13 protein-coding genes, 1 tRNA gene and 2 pseudogenes are annotated in these 17,506 nt (G+C 56.2%); 11 read left to right on the top strand and 5 right to left on the bottom strand.

What is annotated here, in order from left to right; genetic code table 11:
- The first annotated feature begins 63 nt into the window (after positions 1-63).
- Positions 64-1,211, top strand: a protein-coding gene (locus BFP96_RS07910; RefSeq protein ID WP_122582746.1) for an IS3 family transposase whose coding sequence is annotated in 2 segments (ribosomal slippage) — positions 64-319 and positions 319-1,211 — 1,149 coding nt in all. Because the reading frame shifts where the segments join, the coding sequence is not laid out codon by codon here.
- 71 nt (positions 1,212-1,282) lie between these two features.
- Here the strand turns inward: BFP96_RS07910 and gabP are convergent.
- Positions 1,283-2,674, bottom strand: coding sequence for a GABA permease (gene gabP, locus BFP96_RS07905; protein ID WP_065892681.1), 1,392 nt, complete (start codon positions 2,672-2,674; stop codon positions 1,283-1,285).
- 556 nt (positions 2,675-3,230) lie between these two features.
- Between gabP and BFP96_RS07900 the strand changes: the two genes are divergently transcribed.
- The 5 genes from BFP96_RS07900 (at position 3,231) to BFP96_RS07880 (ending at position 7,436) form a co-directional block, all read left to right on the top strand.
- On the top strand, positions 3,231-4,004 hold the full coding sequence (locus BFP96_RS07900) for an ABC transporter ATP-binding protein (protein WP_065898021.1): 774 nt from the start codon (positions 3,231-3,233) through the stop codon (positions 4,002-4,004).
- 13 nt (positions 4,005-4,017) lie between these two features.
- Positions 4,018-4,770: an ABC transporter substrate-binding protein gene (locus BFP96_RS07895; protein WP_005783892.1), complete on the top strand. Its 753-nt coding sequence runs from the start codon at positions 4,018-4,020 to the stop codon at positions 4,768-4,770.
- A gap of 74 nt (positions 4,771-4,844) precedes the next feature.
- Entirely contained in the window at positions 4,845-5,540 is a 696-nt protein-coding gene (locus BFP96_RS07890) for an ABC transporter permease (RefSeq protein ID WP_065935987.1), read from the top strand.
- A 38-nt stretch (positions 5,541-5,578) separates the two neighbouring features.
- The gene (locus BFP96_RS07885) at positions 5,579-6,268 is read left to right on the top strand and encodes an ABC transporter permease (RefSeq protein ID WP_065892682.1); all 690 of its coding nucleotides are present in this window, start codon (positions 5,579-5,581) and stop codon (positions 6,266-6,268) included.
- Positions 6,249-7,436, top strand: a complete 1,188-nt coding sequence (locus BFP96_RS07880; RefSeq protein ID WP_065935986.1) for a methyltransferase — start codon at positions 6,249-6,251, stop codon at positions 7,434-7,436. The genes BFP96_RS07885 and BFP96_RS07880 overlap by 20 nt, the downstream gene beginning before the upstream one ends.
- Positions 7,437-7,677: 241 nt before the next feature.
- Here the strand turns inward: BFP96_RS07880 and bcsQ are convergent, their stop codons facing one another.
- On the bottom strand, positions 7,678-8,577 hold the full coding sequence (gene bcsQ / locus BFP96_RS07875; RefSeq protein ID WP_065935985.1) for a cellulose biosynthesis protein BcsQ: 900 nt from the start codon (positions 8,575-8,577) through the stop codon (positions 7,678-7,680).
- A gap of 331 nt (positions 8,578-8,908) precedes the next feature.
- Between bcsQ and BFP96_RS07865 the strand changes: the two genes are divergently transcribed.
- A tRNA-Thr gene (locus BFP96_RS07865) sits at positions 8,909-8,984 on the top strand.
- 104 nt (positions 8,985-9,088) lie between these two features.
- Here the strand turns inward: BFP96_RS07865 and BFP96_RS07860 are convergent.
- Together BFP96_RS07860 and BFP96_RS28950 are read right to left on the bottom strand one after the other, a co-directional pair.
- Positions 9,089-9,637 carry a hypothetical protein gene (locus BFP96_RS07860; RefSeq protein WP_065935984.1) on the bottom strand — a complete coding sequence of 183 codons (549 nt, stop codon included), beginning with the start codon at positions 9,635-9,637 and terminating at the stop codon, positions 9,089-9,091.
- Positions 9,630-9,833, bottom strand: a pseudogene (locus tag BFP96_RS28950) (tyrosine-type recombinase/integrase); the annotation flags it as partial. The gene BFP96_RS07860 and the pseudogene BFP96_RS28950, both read right to left, overlap by 8 nt.
- Before the next feature lie 1,236 nt (positions 9,834-11,069).
- Here BFP96_RS28950 and BFP96_RS07855 point away from each other — a divergent pair.
- Positions 11,070-13,442: a TOTE conflict system archaeo-eukaryotic primase domain-containing protein gene (locus BFP96_RS07855; protein WP_065935983.1), complete on the top strand. Its 2,373-nt coding sequence runs from the start codon at positions 11,070-11,072 to the stop codon at positions 13,440-13,442.
- A gap of 208 nt (positions 13,443-13,650) precedes the next feature.
- Positions 13,651-14,808, top strand: a pseudogene (locus BFP96_RS07850) (ATP-binding protein).
- A gap of 128 nt (positions 14,809-14,936) precedes the next feature.
- On the opposite strand, the gene BFP96_RS07845 reads toward BFP96_RS07850, so the two are convergent.
- On the bottom strand, positions 14,937-15,512 hold the full coding sequence (locus BFP96_RS07845) for a TetR/AcrR family transcriptional regulator (RefSeq protein ID WP_065935982.1): 576 nt from the start codon (positions 15,510-15,512) through the stop codon (positions 14,937-14,939).
- 165 nt (positions 15,513-15,677) lie between these two features.
- Here BFP96_RS07845 and BFP96_RS07840 point away from each other — a divergent pair, with 165 nt between their 5' ends.
- Together BFP96_RS07840 and BFP96_RS07835 are read left to right on the top strand one after the other, a co-directional pair.
- Positions 15,678-16,460, top strand: coding sequence for an SDR family NAD(P)-dependent oxidoreductase (locus BFP96_RS07840; RefSeq protein ID WP_065935981.1), 783 nt, complete (start codon positions 15,678-15,680; stop codon positions 16,458-16,460).
- Positions 16,457-17,455: an NADP-dependent oxidoreductase gene (locus BFP96_RS07835; RefSeq protein ID WP_065935980.1), complete on the top strand. Its 999-nt coding sequence runs from the start codon at positions 16,457-16,459 to the stop codon at positions 17,453-17,455. Before BFP96_RS07840 ends, BFP96_RS07835 begins: the two co-directional genes overlap by 4 nt.
- Positions 17,456-17,506 lie beyond the last annotated feature (51 nt).

Below are 17,506 nucleotides of genomic sequence, written 5' to 3'. Positions count from 1 at the left end.
TGAGCTGGTCTAATAGTCCCGGACACCTCAATAGGTGAAACTACACCTATTGAGGAGTATTCCATGACCAAGAAGTACAGAAAATTCGACGCCGCTTTCAAGCTAAGAGTCTGCAAGATGATTGTTGACCAAGGCCTGAGCGTGAACTCCGTTTGTACCGATTTAGACTTGAGTGACACTGCCGTGCGCCGCTGGGTCCAGCAGTACCAAGCCGAGCAGTTAGGTGGTACAGGGATTGGTAAACCGTTAACCAGCGAGCAACAGCGTATTCGTCAGCTTGAGCAGCAGATCCGCGAGCTGAAGACTGACAACGATATATTAAAAAAAGCTACGGCCTTCTTTGCCCGCGAATTGAAGTGATCCACCAATTGGTTCACCAAATGCAATGCAAGGCCTACCCGGTAATACGTATCTGCCGGGTTTTGCGGATCAGCCGTTCGGGGTTCTATGAAGCTCGTCAGCGGTCTTTTAAGCCAAAAGCTGTCTGTCCGGTTGCAGCTCAGGTCAAAGCTACGTTCATGACCAATGAGCACTGTTATGGCAGTCGTCGGGTGATGAAAGCACTGCGTAGCGATGGCGTATCCATTGGGCGGCACAAGGTCCGTCGGCTGATGAAACAACAGGATTTACGCCCGATCTGGAAGCGCAAGTTCGTTCATACCACCAACAGTAATCATAATTTCCCGGTAGCTGAGAACCTGCTCAACCGCCAGTTTAACCCCGAGCAGATCAACCAATCATGGGTTGCTGACATCACTTATATTCGCACTCGAAGCGGCTGGCTGTACTTGGCGGCTGTCATGGATTTGTATTCACGCAAGATCGTAGGCTGGTCCATGGCTCCGCATATGCGCGCAGAGTTGGTGTGCAGTGCTATGCAACTAGCCATCACACAGAGACAGCCTAAACCGGGTCTGATCGCGCACTCAGATCGGGGCAGCCAGTATGCAGGCGCTACTTACCAAGCCATGCTGACACGACATGGCTTGCGCTGCAGCATGAGCCGCAAGGGCAACTGCTGGGACAACGCAGTCATGGAACGTTTCTTCTTGAACCTGAAGATGGAGCGTGTTTGGAGGAAGGACTATGCCAATCATGATGAAGCAATCAGGGACGTCACGGATTACATTGTGCGGTTCTACAATGAACGACGAATGCATTCATCGTTAGACTATTTGCCGCCCAATCAGTACGAGCGGCAAACAGCCTGAAAACACCGATTGAGGTGTCCGGAAAAAGTTGACCACCTCAAGCCCCCTCCCACATTTTGATCTACATTTTGTCAGTTCAGTACGGGAGCGCCGGCTCTCTGGGCCTTGCGGCGACTGGCTACAAACAGCCCCGCCAACACCACCAGCAAGCTCAGAACGCCCGTCGCGATGATTTCGACCCGATGGGCTTCCTGGAACAGCATGATGGTCAATGTACCCACGATAAACACCATCACCGCGTAGGTCAGGCCCGGGAACAGCCACATCTTGAAGACAATCTTCTCACCCGCCGCCGCACGCTTCTGACGCATGCGCAGTTGCGACACTGCAATCACCAGGTACACCAGCAGGGCAATGGCGCCGGAACTGGCCAGCAGGAATTCAAAGACCGCCGCCGGTGCCACATAGTTGGCAAATACCGCCAGGAACGCAGCGCCGGTGGACAGCAGCACCGCCCAGTAAGGCGTACCGCTTTTATTGGTGCGCTTGGCCACAGCCGGGGCATCACCACGACGACCCAGGGAGAACAGCATGCGCGAGGCGGTGTACAGCGCCGAGTTGAGGCAACTGGTCACGGCAACCAATACCACCAGGTCGACGATCAGCTTGGCGTTCGGAATGCCCATGCGCTCGAGCACGGTCTGGTAGGAACCCACTGCAGCCAGTGTCGGATCGTTCCACGGCACCAGGGACACGACGATGAAGATCGACAAGAGATAGAACAAACCAATCCGCCAGATCACCGAGTTGGTGGCCTTGGTGATTTGCTGGCCGGGATTCTTCGACTCCGCGGCGGCAATGGTGACGATCTCAGTGCCCATGAACGAGAACATGGTGGTCAGGATCGCCGCCAGCACCGCGCCCATGCCGTTCGGCATAAAGCCTTGGGTGTCGAACAGGTGCGATACACCGCTGACCTGGCTGGTGGGCAGCAAGCCGAAAATCGCCGCCAGGCCGAGGATAACGAAGCCCACGATCGCCACGACCTTGATCAGCGCAAACCAGAACTCGAACTCACCGTAGTTCTTCACACTGAACAGGTTGGTCGCGGTCAGCAGCAAGGTAATGATCAGGGTAAAGGCCCAGATCGCCACGTCGGGGAACCAGGCATGCAGGATGGTCGCCGCCGCGTTGGCTTCCAGCGGAATCACCAGCACCCAGAACCACCAGTACAACCAGCCGATGGTAAAGCCGGCCCAGTGGCCGATTGCGCGGTCGGCGTAAGTCGAGAATGAGCCTGTGTCCGGCGACGCAACCGCCATCTCGGCAAGCATGCGCATCACCAGTACCACCAGCGTACCGGCAGCCGCATAGGCCAGCAGTACGGCCGGGCCGGCGGCGGCAATCGCGTGGCCGGAGCCGACAAACAAACCGGCACCGATAACACCGGCAATCGACAGCATGGTGACATGCCGCGGTTTGAGCCCCTGTTCGAGGTCATTGGAGCTTTGCGTACTACTCATTGACACACCTTTGCGAGGAATTGCGAAAACGGTTCGCCGGGCCTGCGGTCTTTCTCGTGAAAAGAAACCAACAGGGCGTTCTTTATTTTTTACGCAAGATTTGCGCCAAAATGTAACAAAGGCACAGTTGACGTGGGCTGTAGGAAAATTCAGTAATGAGCGCAAGTCTTTGAGAACAATGGCATTCCGCTATAGCGTTACCGTGCGACTCACCTTGCAGACGGACAGGTGCACCAAAAACACACACAGAAAGTGCGTGACGCTCCATTAAAGCGCTGATAAGCGCCGTTTGCCCGGTTAACCCTTCCAACACCTGCCCAAAGCTGGCACCATCGCGCCCTTTTTTACGCGAAGCCTGTAGATGCTCCGGGTTCAAACGTCTGTTCGGTTGTAGATGGCGCGACACGCCGCTGTGCCGATGCGACACCCTGCCGCAGACCACCCGTTAACCGTCCGCAGCGCTGTTGGCTGTCATCCAAACGCTATGCTAGCTTGGCGCCTCGCCAGGAAGGCGGCCCAACAGCGAAGATCGCAACGAACACAATGAGGACCGCACATGGCCGAGGCCACGCCCGCGCTTGAAATCCGCAACTTGCATAAACGCTATGGTGAGCTGGAGGTACTCAAAGGTATCTCGCTGACCGCTCGCGACGGCGATGTGATCTCGATCCTGGGTTCCTCCGGCTCCGGCAAGTCCACCTTCCTTCGCTGCATCAACCTGCTCGAAAACCCGCACCAGGGGCAGATCCTGGTGGCCGGTGAAGAACTCAAGCTCAAGGCCGCGAAAAACGGCGAATTGTTTGCTGCCGACGGCAAGCAGATCAACCGCCTGCGCAGCGAAATCGGTTTTGTGTTTCAAAACTTTAACCTGTGGCCGCACATGAGCATCCTCGACAACATCATCGAGGCGCCTCGCCGTGTACTCGGCCAGAGCAAGGCCGAGGCGACAGAAGTGGCCGAAGCCCTGCTGGCCAAGGTCGGCATCGCTGACAAGCGTTACGCCTACCCGGCGCAACTGTCCGGTGGCCAGCAACAACGCGCCGCCATTGCGCGAACGCTGGCCATGCAGCCTAAAGTCATTCTGTTCGATGAGCCGACGTCGGCGCTTGACCCGGAAATGGTCCAGGAAGTACTTAATGTGATCCGCGCGCTGGCCGAAGAAGGCCGCACCATGCTGCTGGTCACCCACGAAATGGGCTTCGCCCGCCAAGTGTCCAGCGAAGTGGTGTTCCTGCACCAGGGCTTGGTCGAAGAGCAAGGATCGCCACAGCAGGTGTTCGACAACCCGCTTTCGGCGCGCTGCAAACAATTCATGTCCAGCAACCGCTAACGGAGCAACATGCATGCAGACCTATAAAAAATTCCTTCTGGCCGCGGCCGTCTCGATGGCATTCAGCGCCACGGCCATGGCGGAAACCTTGAAGATGGGGATCGAAGCGGCCTACCCGCCCTTCAACAATAAAGACGCCAGCGGCAATGTCGTCGGTTTCGACAAGGACATCGGCGACGCCCTGTGCGCCAAGATGAAAGTCGAGAAGTGCGAAGTGTATGTGTCCGACTGGGACGGCATCATCCCGGCCCTGAACGCCAAGAAGTTCGACTTCCTGGTGTCCTCGCTGTCCATCACCGATGAGCGCAAGCAGGCCGTCGACTTTACCGACCCGTACTACTCCAACAAGCTGCAGTTCATTGCGCCCAAAGCCACGGCGGATTTCAAGACCGACGCCGCCTACCTCAAGGGCAAGGTGATCGGTGCACAACGTGCAACGCTGGCCGGTACCTACCTGGAAGACAAGCTGCCCGACACCGAGGCCAAGCTGTATGACACTCAGGAAAACGCCTACCTCGACCTGACGTCCGGCCGCCTCGACGGCATCCTGGCCGACAAGTACGTGCAGTACGAATGGCTCAAGAGCAAAGACGGTTCGGCCTATGAATTCAAGGGCGACCCGGTTGTGGAGAGCGACAAGATCGGCATCGCCGTACGCAAGGGCGACCCGCTGCGCGAGCGCCTGAACAAAGCCCTGGCAGAGATCAAGGCAGACGGCACCTACAAGAAGATCAACGACAAGTACTTCCCGTTCAGCATCGAATGATCTGAACGGCCTGCCCGGCGCGCTCACCTGAGCGCGTCGGCTTTCAGCAATACCTGCCGCGATATGAAAACACCATGAATTTCGATCTCTACGGATTCGGCCCGGCGCTTGCCGCCGGCGCGCTGATGACCGTCAAACTGGCGCTCACGGCCCTGTGCCTGGGGCTGGTGCTGGGTCTGGCCGGGGCCCTGGCCAAGACTTCACCGTACAAGCCGCTGCAATGGCTGGGCGGTACCTATTCGACCATCGTTCGCGGTATTCCCGAATTGCTGTGGGTGCTGCTGATTTATTTCGGCACCGTCAACCTGATGCGTGCCCTCGGGGAGTTCTTTGGTAACCCCGACCTTTCCCTGAGCGCCTTTGCCGCCGGGGTCATCGCCCTGGGCCTGTGCTTTGGCGCCTACGCCACGGAAGTGTTCCGTGGCGCGATCCTCGCCATTCCCAAGGGCCACCGCGAAGCCGGTGTGGCATTGGGACTGTCGAAATTCCGGATTTTCACGCGACTGATCATGCCGCAGATGTGGCGCATCGCCCTGCCGGGCCTGGGCAACCTGTTCATGATCCTGATGAAGGACACTGCGCTGGTGTCAGTGATCGGCCTGGAAGAAATCATGCGCAACGCGCAGATCGGCGTGACCGTGACCAAGCAGCCGTTCACCTTCTTCATGGTCGCCGCATTCATGTACCTGGGCCTGACCGTACTGGCCATGACCAGCATGCACTTCCTGGAAAAACGCGCCGCCCGCGGCTTTGCAAGGAGCGCCCAATGAGCGGTGACTACAGCTGGCTGTCGCATTTCGACCTGGGCCTGAACTGGGCCGTAATCATCAAGTGGCTGCCTAAATTGGCCCAGGGCGCAACCCTGACCCTGGAGCTGGTGGCGATCGCCGTGATTGCCGGCCTGTTGCTGGCGATCCCGCTCGGCATCGCTCGGTCTTCGCGCCGCTGGTACGTGAGCGCCCTGCCCTATGGCTACATTTTCTTCTTCCGTGGCACGCCGCTGCTGGTGCAGTTGTTCCTGGTCTATTACGGCCTGGCGCAGTTCGACGCCGTGCGCCACAGCTTCATGTGGCCCTACCTGCGCGACCCGTTCTGGTGCGCCACGGCCACCATGACCCTGCACACCGCCGCCTATATCGCTGAAATCCTGCGCGGTGCGATCCAGGCCATTCCCCCGGGCGAGATCGAAGCCGCTCGCGCCCTGGGCATGTCCAGGCCCAAGACGCTGTTCTACATCATCCTGCCCCGCGCCTCGCGTATCGGCCTGCCGGCCTATAGCAACGAAGTGATCCTGATGCTCAAGGCCAGCGCACTGGCCAGCACCGTGACCTTGCTGGAACTGACCGGCATGGCTCGGACCATCATCGCGCGCACCTACCTGCCGGTGGAGATCTTCTTCGCGGCCGGGCTGTTCTACCTGTTGATGGCCTATGTGCTGGTGCGCGGTTTCAAACTCCTGGAAAAATGGCTGCGCGTCGATGCGTGCCAAGGACGTTGAGGCACGCTTCCAGGCACTGGATGCGTTTCTGATCGAGCACCAGGGGCTGTGGCGACCACGGCCCTTCACCCACCTGCAATTACCCTGGGAAACCGAGCATCGCGCGTTATCCCAGTGGCTACGCCAGCGCTCGCTGGACGACGCCGAAGCCAGTCACAATCATCCCCACGACCTGCCGGCGCCCGCGCCTTTTCCACAACTGGCGGCTCAGGCGCTGCGCCTGGGCACTGTGGATAAGTTGCCGACCCAAGCGCTTGCACCCGCTCGCCATCGCCTGAATGTCGACGTTCCGGGGCGTAAATGGCAACAGATCGAAGCCTTCGGCGCCGCCCTGAATTTTGCCGTAACGCCCAACCACTGGCTGGACTGGTGCGCCGGCAAAGGCCACCTCGGCCGCCGCCTGCTGCTACCCGGCCAACACGCGACCTGCCTGGAATATGATCCGGCCCTGATCGCCTCGGGCAAAGCCTTGAGCGATCACCACGGCTTGCCCGTCACCCATCGCCTGCAAGACGTGATGGCGGAGGTCACGATCAACTCCGAACACACGCCAGTCGCCCTGCACGCCTGTGGCGACCTCCACATGCGCATGCTGCAACTGGCCAGCGCTGCCGGCTGCAAACAACTGGCGCTGGCACCGTGCTGCTATAACCGCATCAACGCCGACCGCTATCAAGCGCTGTCCGCGACCGGGCGCGCCTCTGCCCTGCAGCTGTCAATCGATGACCTGGGCCTGCCGCTGAGCGAAACCGTCACCGCCGGCAACCGCGTACGCCAGCAACGCGATATCTCCATGGCCCGGCGCCTGGGCTTTGACCGCCTGCAACGACAACTGCGCGGATGCGACGACTACCTGCCCACGCCCTCCCTGCCCGCCAAATGGCTGGATAAATCTTTCGCTGAATATTGTCGGGAGCTGGCACGCCTCAAGGGTTTATCCACAGGTGATCAAGATTGGCTCGCGCTGGAAGCCCATGGCTGGCGGCGCCTGGCCGAAGTACGAAACCTGGAATTGGTCAGAGGCCTGTTTCGTCGCCCGCTGGAATTATGGCTGGTGCTGGATCGGGCCCTGTTCCTGATGGAGCAGGGTTACAACGTCGAGCTGGGCAGCTTCTGTGAACCGAGCCTCACGCCACGCAACTTGATGGTGCTGGCCCAGCGCGATTAAGGGGCAAAAATTCCTACAGCGCCCTGTGGATAACTCTGTTGATGAATTCTTTACGAAGGCTGTAACCATCAGCGCTACAGACCAAAAGCAGCACCGGTCATTTTTTGTTCACAAAATAAAACGCACACAAAACAGGCAGTTGCAGCGTGTTGAGAACGCCTCCACAAAATGGCTGTTATGTGACGCCTGTTACTAACCGATTGTGCATAAGCATCTGGGCTAAACCGTATAAACCGCACTTTCACGCGGTTTTTTTCGATGCCTTCAGCAGCAGGCACAGCGCATCGATGTCGTCACTGGCGAGCCGCTTCGTCACGTTATCCAAGGGGTCTGCCGCAGAGGCCAACGCCTCGTTGATCGCCACGTCGCGGTGAACTTCAAACGGCTCATTGCCGAGGCGATGTTGGAGCGCCTCGACCATGTCCAGGCTGAACGCACTGCTTTCATCCACCTGGTTAACCACCACGTGCAAGGCAGGTGGGCACTGGCGTTCAAGGTGCGGCGTAAGCAGCGTATCCAACTGATCCAGCGTGACAAGGCACGCAGCGTCCGGCTGCACGACCACCAACACCACATCGGCAACGCTCAGCGCTTGATGGAAATACACGTTATTACCGGCGGGCGTATCGATAATCACCGTCTGCCGCTCGCTCAAGCCCAAGGCCCCAAGACGTCGCGCCAGCCAAGCGGGCTCCTGCTTGAGCCAACGCTCCAGGCTCTCCTGCTGCTGGACATCGATATCGCCGAAAGTAATCACCCGGCACCCGGCAAAACCCAACTGCTGCAGCGGGACCCATTGCCCATGCTCCAGGCTGGTGCGCCCGATACCCGGCAATGTGCAACTGACGCCAAAGTGGTGATGCAAGGCATTCTGCGGGTCCAGATCCAGCGCCACCACCGACTCTCCATGACGCTGCAAACCGCTGCTCAACGCCGTCACCAGCGTGCTGCGACCCACACCGCCATTGATAGACACCAGTGCCACTATTTTTGGACGCAACACAGGGCTCTCCAGCGGCTGGACAGGTTGAAGAGATTCTTGAGGGATAGTGCCGAAAAAATGCATTCGCGCATTGATGCCGTCGGCATCACGGATGACGTCCTTGCCGAATAACGCCAGGATTTCTCTGCCAAGCCCCATTACCTGCTCCTCACGACGCAACCTAAGACGTGAAGCTCGGCAAGCGCGGGTACTTACCGCAGGTCTTATTATCAGTCGCCCTTGTGTGGGGCATTCTGTGACAACAGGGTGGCGAGTGTCATTATTTTGGTGCTATTGGCGATAGAATTTTGGATGAACGGTAAATGGTCAATTTTATGACCTTCCTTGGTGTATTTGTCTGTGCGGGTTTTCAGGCGGTGAACATGTGGAAAAAACACGGCGATCGCGAAAAACCACAGGGTTTGCAAAAATAGTCAGAATTCAGGGGTTTACAGAACCTTTTCAGTCGCTATAATCGTCGCCCTAACACGCCGGTATAGCTCAGTTGGTAGAGCAACTGACTTGTAATCAGTAGGTCCCGGGTTCGACTCCTGGTGCCGGCACCATATCTCAAAGCCCCGAAATGCGGGGCTTTGTGGTTTCTGGGGTTTGGAAAAGCTTGAAAATTTGATGTGCCGTTTTCGTCAAAACGTCCACAAAACGTCCACATTCATTTTATTCTTCGGTTTTTCAGACGCTGCCAAGCAGATGCTGAAGGCCTCGTAAGCACTTCCCCGATCCCAATTGCGACGCCAAGAATTTCCGCAGTCTCTCCCCAGTCTTCATGGTTCGTCGAACCATTTGCCAAAATCCCACCTTTCGTAAGATCCGCACGGACGCTATCCGCCAGCTGATAAAAACGAACTATCTGTGCAGCCTCACCTGAAGACAACGCCCCCAGACGAGACAAATTCGCTTGGTAAACCCGGTTGTAGTTCTCGCCATTAGGAAGCGCGAAACTGAACTCCTTTTCGTCCAACGACTCCAGCTGAGCTTGAGAGAGATCGGCCAGATGTTTTTCCATTAATTTTAGATTTTGCAGGTAATGCCGCCTTTCTACCATCTCAATCAGTGCTGATACCTCCGCAAGAAGGGATGCCCTAACACTTGCACGCTCTTTACGCACCTGCATATGCCAAAGCACAACCGGACCGCTCACCCCCGCTAGGCCTGAAGCAAGCGATACACATACGGTCGTCCATTGAATCCCTTCAAGCATGTTTTTCAACCTCTGTAGGTTCAACTTTCGATAAGGGATTCAAGTGGATCACCTCCAATAAATGCCCTGGACTGAAATGCGCATAGTTTATGGTCATAGCCAACAACGCATGTCCCAATCGCTGCAATGTCAGGATATCGCCTCCATTCATCATGTAATAGCTGGCAAACGTGTGTCGCAGCACATGCGTCAACTCCTTTGACCCAGCCCTTGGTGGCAAGCAGCTTTTAAAATCCATCACGCCAAGGCTCGGCGTTCATAAGATCGAGAGAGACCATCGCTCGGATCATTCGAAATTCCTTTAGGCGCTGAGTACGGGATGTAACGCCAGCCGACCTCAATCATGTCTGGTCGGATAAACTGCTGGCACATAGGAAGTATCTGGGGGCGAATAACGAGACCGCTATGTCCAGCACAATATCCATTGCGGGTATGCCGGATAATTCCAAAAAAATCGTAGGCCGTAGCATCAACCGCTGCGGTAATCGCCCTCCAGCAAAGCCCAGTGCAATCTTCTAATTTCAAAACTGTAAATGAATTGTTCCTCAGTAAAATTGGAACAATTGATCATGCTAAACCTTAGAAAATCCTTACGTTTTCTGCATGAAGTAATAAGTCTGCTAACCGCCCTCATTGCGATTCATGGCGCACTTTCTCCTGCTACACCCATCCCCCACTATGTGTTTATTTTCGTTCAATCGCCCTCATGCGCACTCCAGAAGCCAACATCACCTGCCACATTGCCAAAAACGCAAACCTTGTAGAAACGACTTTTTGGAGGCGGCAGGGCTAACAACCCGCTCGTCCTCCATACAAATTGAATTCCGCCATTTGCTCATTCAAGACACGGGCAGGCTCAATGAATCAGAGGGTTTATCTATTGACGCAGCGAATGAGAGCGGTCTGCTTTGGATACGAAAACAGATAGATGCTGGACGCACCACTCGCTAAACCGTATAGCAGATAGCTACACGCGCATAGATATCAGCTACACACGGACGTACGATCCCTCGTGAGGCCCCCCATGATCCGAAAATTAAACGTTAGATCTCTCAAATGACAGATCACATCAAGCGAATCACTGAGGCATCTCAAAGGTATCCACCATGAAAAATCACAAAGCAAAAGTTTGACGCACTAACGCGAACCCCTCTGTTTTTTACAGCACCGCAGACACCGCTTCCTTGGAGAATTGATCACTCTGCGCCTAGGAAAATCCTGGAATTTTCCACGCTAGCCGAATGCCAGCAACTGCGCGCTATGTATCCGTCATCGACAGATTGAACCAGCCCACGATTTGATTGGAACTACGGCGGACTCTTGAGCCCCTGAACCTAACCTCTGTTGTTTGATAACCTATATGTTTTACTGATGGGCTGAGAGTTGTAGCTCGAGGCTACAGGCTTCACCTGAGACGTAGAGGCTGAAAGCGGTGATAGACACTAGTCTGGTGGCGAAGCTAAGGGCTGAGAATGCAAGATTGGTTGCCTTGCTGGATGCTCATGGCATCGAATGGCGCCCGTCTGCTGAGCCAGTCAAGATAGCGATTATCCAAGCAGAACAATCACAGCCACTCGATACTGATGGAAAGCTTGCCCTATTCCGAAGCTTGTTTCGTGGTAGGACGGACGTTTATCCAATCCGCTGGGAAAGCAAGGCAGGCAAATCAGGATACGCACCCGCTTGCGCAAACGAATGGAGGCCTGGCGTTTGTGAGAAGCCCCGAATTAAATGTGGCGACTGCGGTAACCGCCAGCTGCTTCCGCTTACCGATGAGGTGGTCTATCGCCATCTGGCGGGCGAAGTGGTCGTTGGTATCTACCCCCTACTCTCTGATGACACTTGCTATTTTTTGGCGGTCGACTTCGATGAGGCCGAATGGCGTGATGATTCCAAAGCTTTTCTGCAGTCATGCCATGAGCTGAACGTCCCGGTGGCGCTGGAGATATCGCGCTCAGGCCAAGGGGCTCATGGCTGGATTTTCTTTGAGCGTAATGCTCCTGCCTGCGATGCGCGCCGCCTCGGTGCTGCAATCATCAGTCATGCCTGTGAGCGCACCCGCCAGTTGGCGCTCAGCTCCTATGATCGACTGTTTCCAAACCAGGACTATATGCCCAAAGGCGGCTTTGGAAATCTCATCGCGCTCCCTTTACAAAAGCGGGCCAGGGCCCAAAACAATAGCGTTTTTGTAGACGACTCGCTTGAGCCTCATCCTGATCAATGGGCCTTCCTGGCATCGATTCAGCGCATGAGTCCAGAAGATATCCAGCCCGTTATTATCCAGGCGATGGGTAATCGGGACCCTCTAGGGGTCGCCTATGTCGATGACGAAGGTGATGCAGAACCTTGGAAAGATCGTGAATCGAGATCACGTAAATTTACATGCCCGTTGCCTGCTGCTGTCAACATCACGCAGGCTAACTTAATTTACTTTGAAAAGTCGGAATTGCCACAGCCATTGGCAAACAAGCTTGTCCGGCTCGCGGCCTTTCAAAATCCTGAGTTCTACAAAGCTCAAGCTATGCGCATGTCAGTGTGGAACAAACCAAGGATTATCGGCTGCGCCCAGAACTTCCCCAAACATATTGCGTTACCACGTGGCTGTCTGGATGCTGCGCTGGAGCTTTTAGAGGAAAACGGGGTTACCCCTATTCTTAAAGACGAACGCTTCGCGGGCGACCCCATTGACGTGAGCTTTCTCGGGATACTGCGTTCTGACCAAGAGGCTGCTGTCAGCGCAATGTTAAGTCATGACACCGGTATCCTCTGCGCACCGACAGCTTTCGGTAAAACGGTGAGTGCTGCTGCGTTGATTGCCGCACGCGGCATTAACACGTTGGTCCTTGTGCATCGGACGGAACTGTTAAGGCAGTGGCAAGAGCGCTTGCAGGCGTTCTTGAGAGTCGGCAATGGTGTCGTTGGTACTCTTGGGGGCGGAAAAGCGAAGCTTACCGGCATCATCGACATTGCCGTAATGCAGTCGTTATCGCGAAAAGGCGAAATCAGCGATCAGGTAAAAAACTACGGCCAGATCATTGTTGATGAGTGTCATCACCTATCAGCAGTGTCATTCGAGGCACTACTGAGGAGCGCAAGCGCGCGGTACGTACTTGGACTCACAGCAACCCCAGTGCGCCGAGATGGGCAGCAGCCCATTATTTTCATGCAGTGCGGACCGATCCGACATTCTGCTGCTCGACCCGCGAGTGCGCCCCATGACTTATCTGTCATACCTCGCTTACTGCCCAAACCAATAGTGGTCCCCGACGGCGTTGGTATTCAGGACGTTTTTCGGCGTCTAGCCGACGACTCTGAGCGGACAGCCAATATCGTCTCGGAGATTGAGCTGGCGTACAACGACGGTAGAAAAATTCTAGTGCTAACGGAGCGGACGGAACATGTGGATGCCCTTGAATTAGAATTGCAGCAGCGCGTACATAACCTTTTCACGCTGCATGGGCGAGTGTCTAAGAAACAGCGGATTTCCCGTATGCATGAGCTTGAGTCCCTTCCTCCTGATGCTCCACGAGTGCTGTTGGCAACAGGAAAACTAGTAGGTGAGGGCTTCGATCATCCGCCGCTAGACACGCTGGTGCTGGCAATGCCCATTTCATGGAAGGGTATCCTTCAGCAATATGCGGGACGATTGCATCGAACGCATGCCGATAAGGCCGACGTGCGAGTGATCGACTTCGTTGACGAGGGTAATGTCGCGCTGCTGAGGATGTGGGAAAAGCGCCAGGCGGGTTATAAAGCGATGGGCTACCGCATTGCTGATTCCATGGCCACCATGGACCTACTCTAACTTTAACTTGGTTGACAATTGGCACATCAATGGCCCCACTTTCATAGACGAACAACCGGACGCTGTGGAGTCGACTCATGCCCTTCGCCACCGAGTGGGCTTAACCGTTGCTACCGCCGATTTCGGTGCTACAGGCTCACCTCAAGCGCTTTATGCTAAATTATGAACTGACAATAATTATGGCGTATTCATAAAGAGGGGTAATTGTATGAGCAGCATATTTCAGCGCCCTGAATTGGCTGAATCGATGGCAAATCAGCTTCTGAATCCAGGCGTGCTTGATGAAGGCTTACGCTCAGGCCTTTTTTGTCTGGCCTGCGCCGCACAGGTAAAACAACGTTTCTAAGAAATGACCTGATCCCGGCTCTGCAAGCAGCAGGCGCCCTGGTGATCTACGTCGACCTCTGCAGTGACACGCTAGCCAACCCCGGCAACGCTCGTACACAACGCTATCTACAAAACCCTGAAAGAATTGCAAACCCCAGGCTCTGCGGCACTGGAGATACTCAAGCGCGTCAGCAACGTTGACCTGGGTGCAGCGGGATTCAAGTTTGGTTTCAAGCTCGACAACATCGGTAATGTAGACGGCCCGACATTGGCTCAAGCATTGGCAGAGACGGTCGACCAGGCGAAGACCGACCTCGTGTTGATCATCGACGAAGTGCAACACGCCATTTCTTCCGACGACGGAAACCAGTTGCTCCTTGCACTCAAGGCTGCGCGTGATGCGATCAACCCACGCCCTGACACGCCGGGCTATTTCCTCTTTATCGGTACCGGCTCTCACCGGGCACAACTCAGTGAGTTGACCGCCAAACGCAATCAAGCATTTTCCGGCGCCACGTCCGCCGCGTATCCGCTGTTGAACGGTGATTACGTTGAGTTTCTGCTCAATCGCCTTGCTATGACGGTGAGGAAAGAAAAGCTCCCCTCTCTCAAAGTTGCCATTGATGCATTCAACACCTTGGGAAATCGACCCGAGGAAATGCTCAAAGCCCTGCGCCAACTCATGCAGCAGGAGGGTGATTCCGACCTTTTCTTACCGGTGATAGCCAGCACCCTGCGTTCGGCGGCGGCAAATATTGAGCTTGAAAAAGTCGAACAACTGGGCAGCCTGGCACAGGCGATTTTCAACAAAATCGCTGCAACTGAAGGTGATGCCCGAGGAATATTTTCCATCGATGCTGCGGCTGAATATTCAAAAATGGTCGGCCGCGAGGTGCGGGTTGAAGAGATCCAACCGGTGGTGATCGCGCTGGTGGCAGAGAACATCATCATGCGCCGCGGCCATGGGATTTATGCGATTACGGATCAGTTTGTTCAGGAGATTTGGTTGGAGGAGCGGGCGTTGATTGAGGGGTGTTAGGGAGCGCTGAGAATAAATCTGGCGCAAAATCAAGCGAACAGCAGTGCCAGCCGGCTTCGCAGAATTACCGTCCGCGAAGTCGTTCTAGGCTTCGCAGATGGATGACAGCTTTTCAGCGCTCATTCCCCCTACGACTCAATCAATAACGACGCACTCAATTGCGCCCGACACACCTCCAAAATCTCATCCGCCAACGCCGAATCATCCGGACAAGCACGCGACAACATAATCGCGCCCACCGCCCTCGCCAGTAGATCAATCATTTTCGCCCGCGCCTCTTCCGGCGCCTCATCCGGGCCAGTCGGACATTTTTCGCCGAGCGTCTGCAACAAGCGTTCGATGCCTCCAGCAAAGGCCGACTTCAACTCCCCCGACTGACGCGCCGCGTCACCGCACAACGCCGCCATGGTGCAGCCCGTCGCACGGCCGTCGCGATGTTCCCTGGACACGTATAGGTCGATGAAGTCCTTCACGCTCAATTGTTCAGCGCCGGCCAGGGATTGCGCGAGGCTGTTGGCCGAAGCTTCGGCCATCAGGTCGGCCTTGGAGCCGAAGTGTTTGTAGAAGCCGCCATGGGTGAAGCCGGCGGCGGCCATCAGGTCGGCCACGCCGACGCCGTCAAAGCCGCGCTCGCGAAACACGACTGACGCCGTTTCGACGATGTGCTCCCGGTTTGCCTGGGCCTGGGCCTTGGATACGCGCATGTTCGATTCCTCTCTACCGCTGGATGCATTGGCCAATGATACATAGATGTCGTTCATAATCAAAACCGTTGACAGTTTAGATTTCGATCATCATCCTAATAACCAGCGGTATGACCTTCCTCCAAACGCACGGAAATCTCCGTCCCTGACCAAAGAGCTGACATCATGACTACTCGCCCTACCGTTCTCATCACTGGCGCTTCCACTGGCATCGGCGCGGTTTATGCCGAGCGTTTCGCCCAACGCGGGCATGATCTGGTGTTGGTCGCCCGCGATCACTCTCGCCTGGAAACGCTCGCCGCGACCCTGCGCGACAAACACAACGTCGCCATCGATGTGCTCCAGGCCGACCTGACGCAACTCAGCGACCTGCACGCCGTCGAAGCGCGCCTGCGCGATGACGCGCGCATCGGTATCCTGGTCAACAATGCCGGCGCCGCACAATCGGGCACGTTTATCGAGCAAAGCACTGACAGCGTTGCGCAACTGGTGGCCCTCAACACCACCGCGCTGGTGCGGCTCGCGAGCGCCATCGCGCCACGCCTGGCCAAGGCAGGTGAAGGCTCGATCATCAACATCGGTTCGGTGGTGGGGCTGGCGCCTGAGTTCGGCATGTCGGTGTATGGGGCGACCAAGGCGTTTGTGCTGTTCCTGTCCCAAGGACTGAGCCTGGAACTGTCGCCTCAGGGTGTTTATGTGCAGGCCGTACTGCCCGCCGCGACCCGCACGGAGATCTGGGATCGCGCCGGTATCGACATCAACACCTTGAGCGAAATCATGGAAGTGGATGCGCTGGTGGATGCCGCACTGCTCGGCTTCGACCGTCGCGAACCAGTGACCATTCCCGCGCTGCAGGACGGCGAGCGTTGGGATGCGCTGCAAACCGCGCGTCAGGGGCTTTTGGCGCAGATCAAGCAGTCCACCGTGGCGCAGCGCTATCTACCATGAAGGCATTTTTTATCGATCGCTACGGCAAGCAAGACGGAATGATTGGCCATGTACCTGACCCTGCGGTCGGTGTGCATGACGTGCTGATCCAGGTGCATGCAGCAAGCGTGAACCCGCTGGACTCCAAGATCAGCACGGGGGAGTTCAAACTGATCCTGCCCTACAGGTTTCCGTTGATATTGGGCAATGATCTGGCCGGAGTGGTGGTTCGCACAGGTGCGGCGGTCACGCGATTCAAGCCGGGAGACGAAGTCTATGCACGTCCTCCCGATTCACGGATCGGGACCTTTGCCGAGTTGATCGCCGTGCATGAAAACGCGCTGGCGTTCAAACCCTCGAACCTGAGCATGGCCGAAGCGGCTGCCATGCCCTTGGCCGCCTTGACGGCCTGGCAGGTGCTGGTTGAAACCGCCCAGGTGAAAAGAGGCCAGAAGGTGTTGATTCATGCCGGTTCCGGCGGTGTCGGCACGCTCGCCATCCAGCTCGCCAAGCACCTCGGCGCCTTCGTGGCGACCACCACCAGTACGGCGAATGTCGCATGGGTGAAAGCACTTGGGGCAGATGTGGTCATCGATTACAAACAGCAGGATTTTGCCAACGAGTTGCACGATTTCGACATGGTATTGAACAGCCTCGGCAGCGATGTACTGGAGAAATCGCTCAAGGTGCTCAAGCCTGGTGGACAGCTTATTTCTCTGTCAGGACCGCCCACCGCGCAATTTGCCCAATCGCAGGGCTTGCCCTGGGTGCTTGGGCAGGTCATGCGCCTGCTGAGCAGCGGTATTCGCAGAAAAGCCCGCAAGCGCGGGGTGAGCTATGCATTTTTGTTTATGCGTGCCGACGGCATGCAACTGCAGAAAATCACTGCGCTGATCGAGGCGGGCGTTATCAAACCGATCATCGATCGCTGCTTCCCTTTCGAATCGACCGCGCAGGCATTGCGGTACGTCGATCAGGGAAGGGCAAAAGGCAAGGTCACCATCACCCTCCAATAAGCTTGATTTCGACCATAAAAAAACCCCGAACCAGTCGGGGTTTTTCGTGGC

This window comes from Pseudomonas sp. 34 E 7 (assembly GCF_900005715.1).
Lineage (GTDB): Bacteria > Pseudomonadota > Gammaproteobacteria > Pseudomonadales > Pseudomonadaceae > Aquipseudomonas > Aquipseudomonas orientalis_A.
This window is presented reverse-complemented; position numbering and strand designations above follow the sequence as displayed.

What these genes read in the sequence shown, in the direction of transcription:
- gabP (WP_065892681.1), bottom strand. Translation starts at nt 2,674, where the DNA reads ATGAGTAGTACGCAAAGCTCCAATGACCTCGAACAGGGGCTCAAACCG.
- BFP96_RS07900 (WP_065898021.1), top strand. Translation starts at nt 3,231, where the DNA reads ATGGCCGAGGCCACGCCCGCGCTTGAAATCCGCAACTTGCATAAACGC.
- BFP96_RS07895 (WP_005783892.1), top strand. Translation starts at nt 4,018, where the DNA reads ATGCAGACCTATAAAAAATTCCTTCTGGCCGCGGCCGTCTCGATGGCA.
- BFP96_RS07890 (WP_065935987.1), top strand. Translation starts at nt 4,845, where the DNA reads ATGAATTTCGATCTCTACGGATTCGGCCCGGCGCTTGCCGCCGGCGCG.
- BFP96_RS07880 (WP_065935986.1), top strand. Translation starts at nt 6,249, where the DNA reads ATGCGTGCCAAGGACGTTGAGGCACGCTTCCAGGCACTGGATGCGTTT.
- bcsQ (WP_065935985.1), bottom strand. Translation starts at nt 8,577, where the DNA reads ATGGGGCTTGGCAGAGAAATCCTGGCGTTATTCGGCAAGGACGTCATC.
- BFP96_RS07860 (WP_065935984.1), bottom strand. Translation starts at nt 9,637, where the DNA reads ATGCTTGAAGGGATTCAATGGACGACCGTATGTGTATCGCTTGCTTCA.
- BFP96_RS07845 (WP_065935982.1), bottom strand. Translation starts at nt 15,512, where the DNA reads ATGCGCGTATCCAAGGCCCAGGCCCAGGCAAACCGGGAGCACATCGTC.
- BFP96_RS07840 (WP_065935981.1), top strand. Translation starts at nt 15,678, where the DNA reads ATGACTACTCGCCCTACCGTTCTCATCACTGGCGCTTCCACTGGCATC.
- BFP96_RS07835 (WP_065935980.1), top strand. Translation starts at nt 16,457, where the DNA reads ATGAAGGCATTTTTTATCGATCGCTACGGCAAGCAAGACGGAATGATT.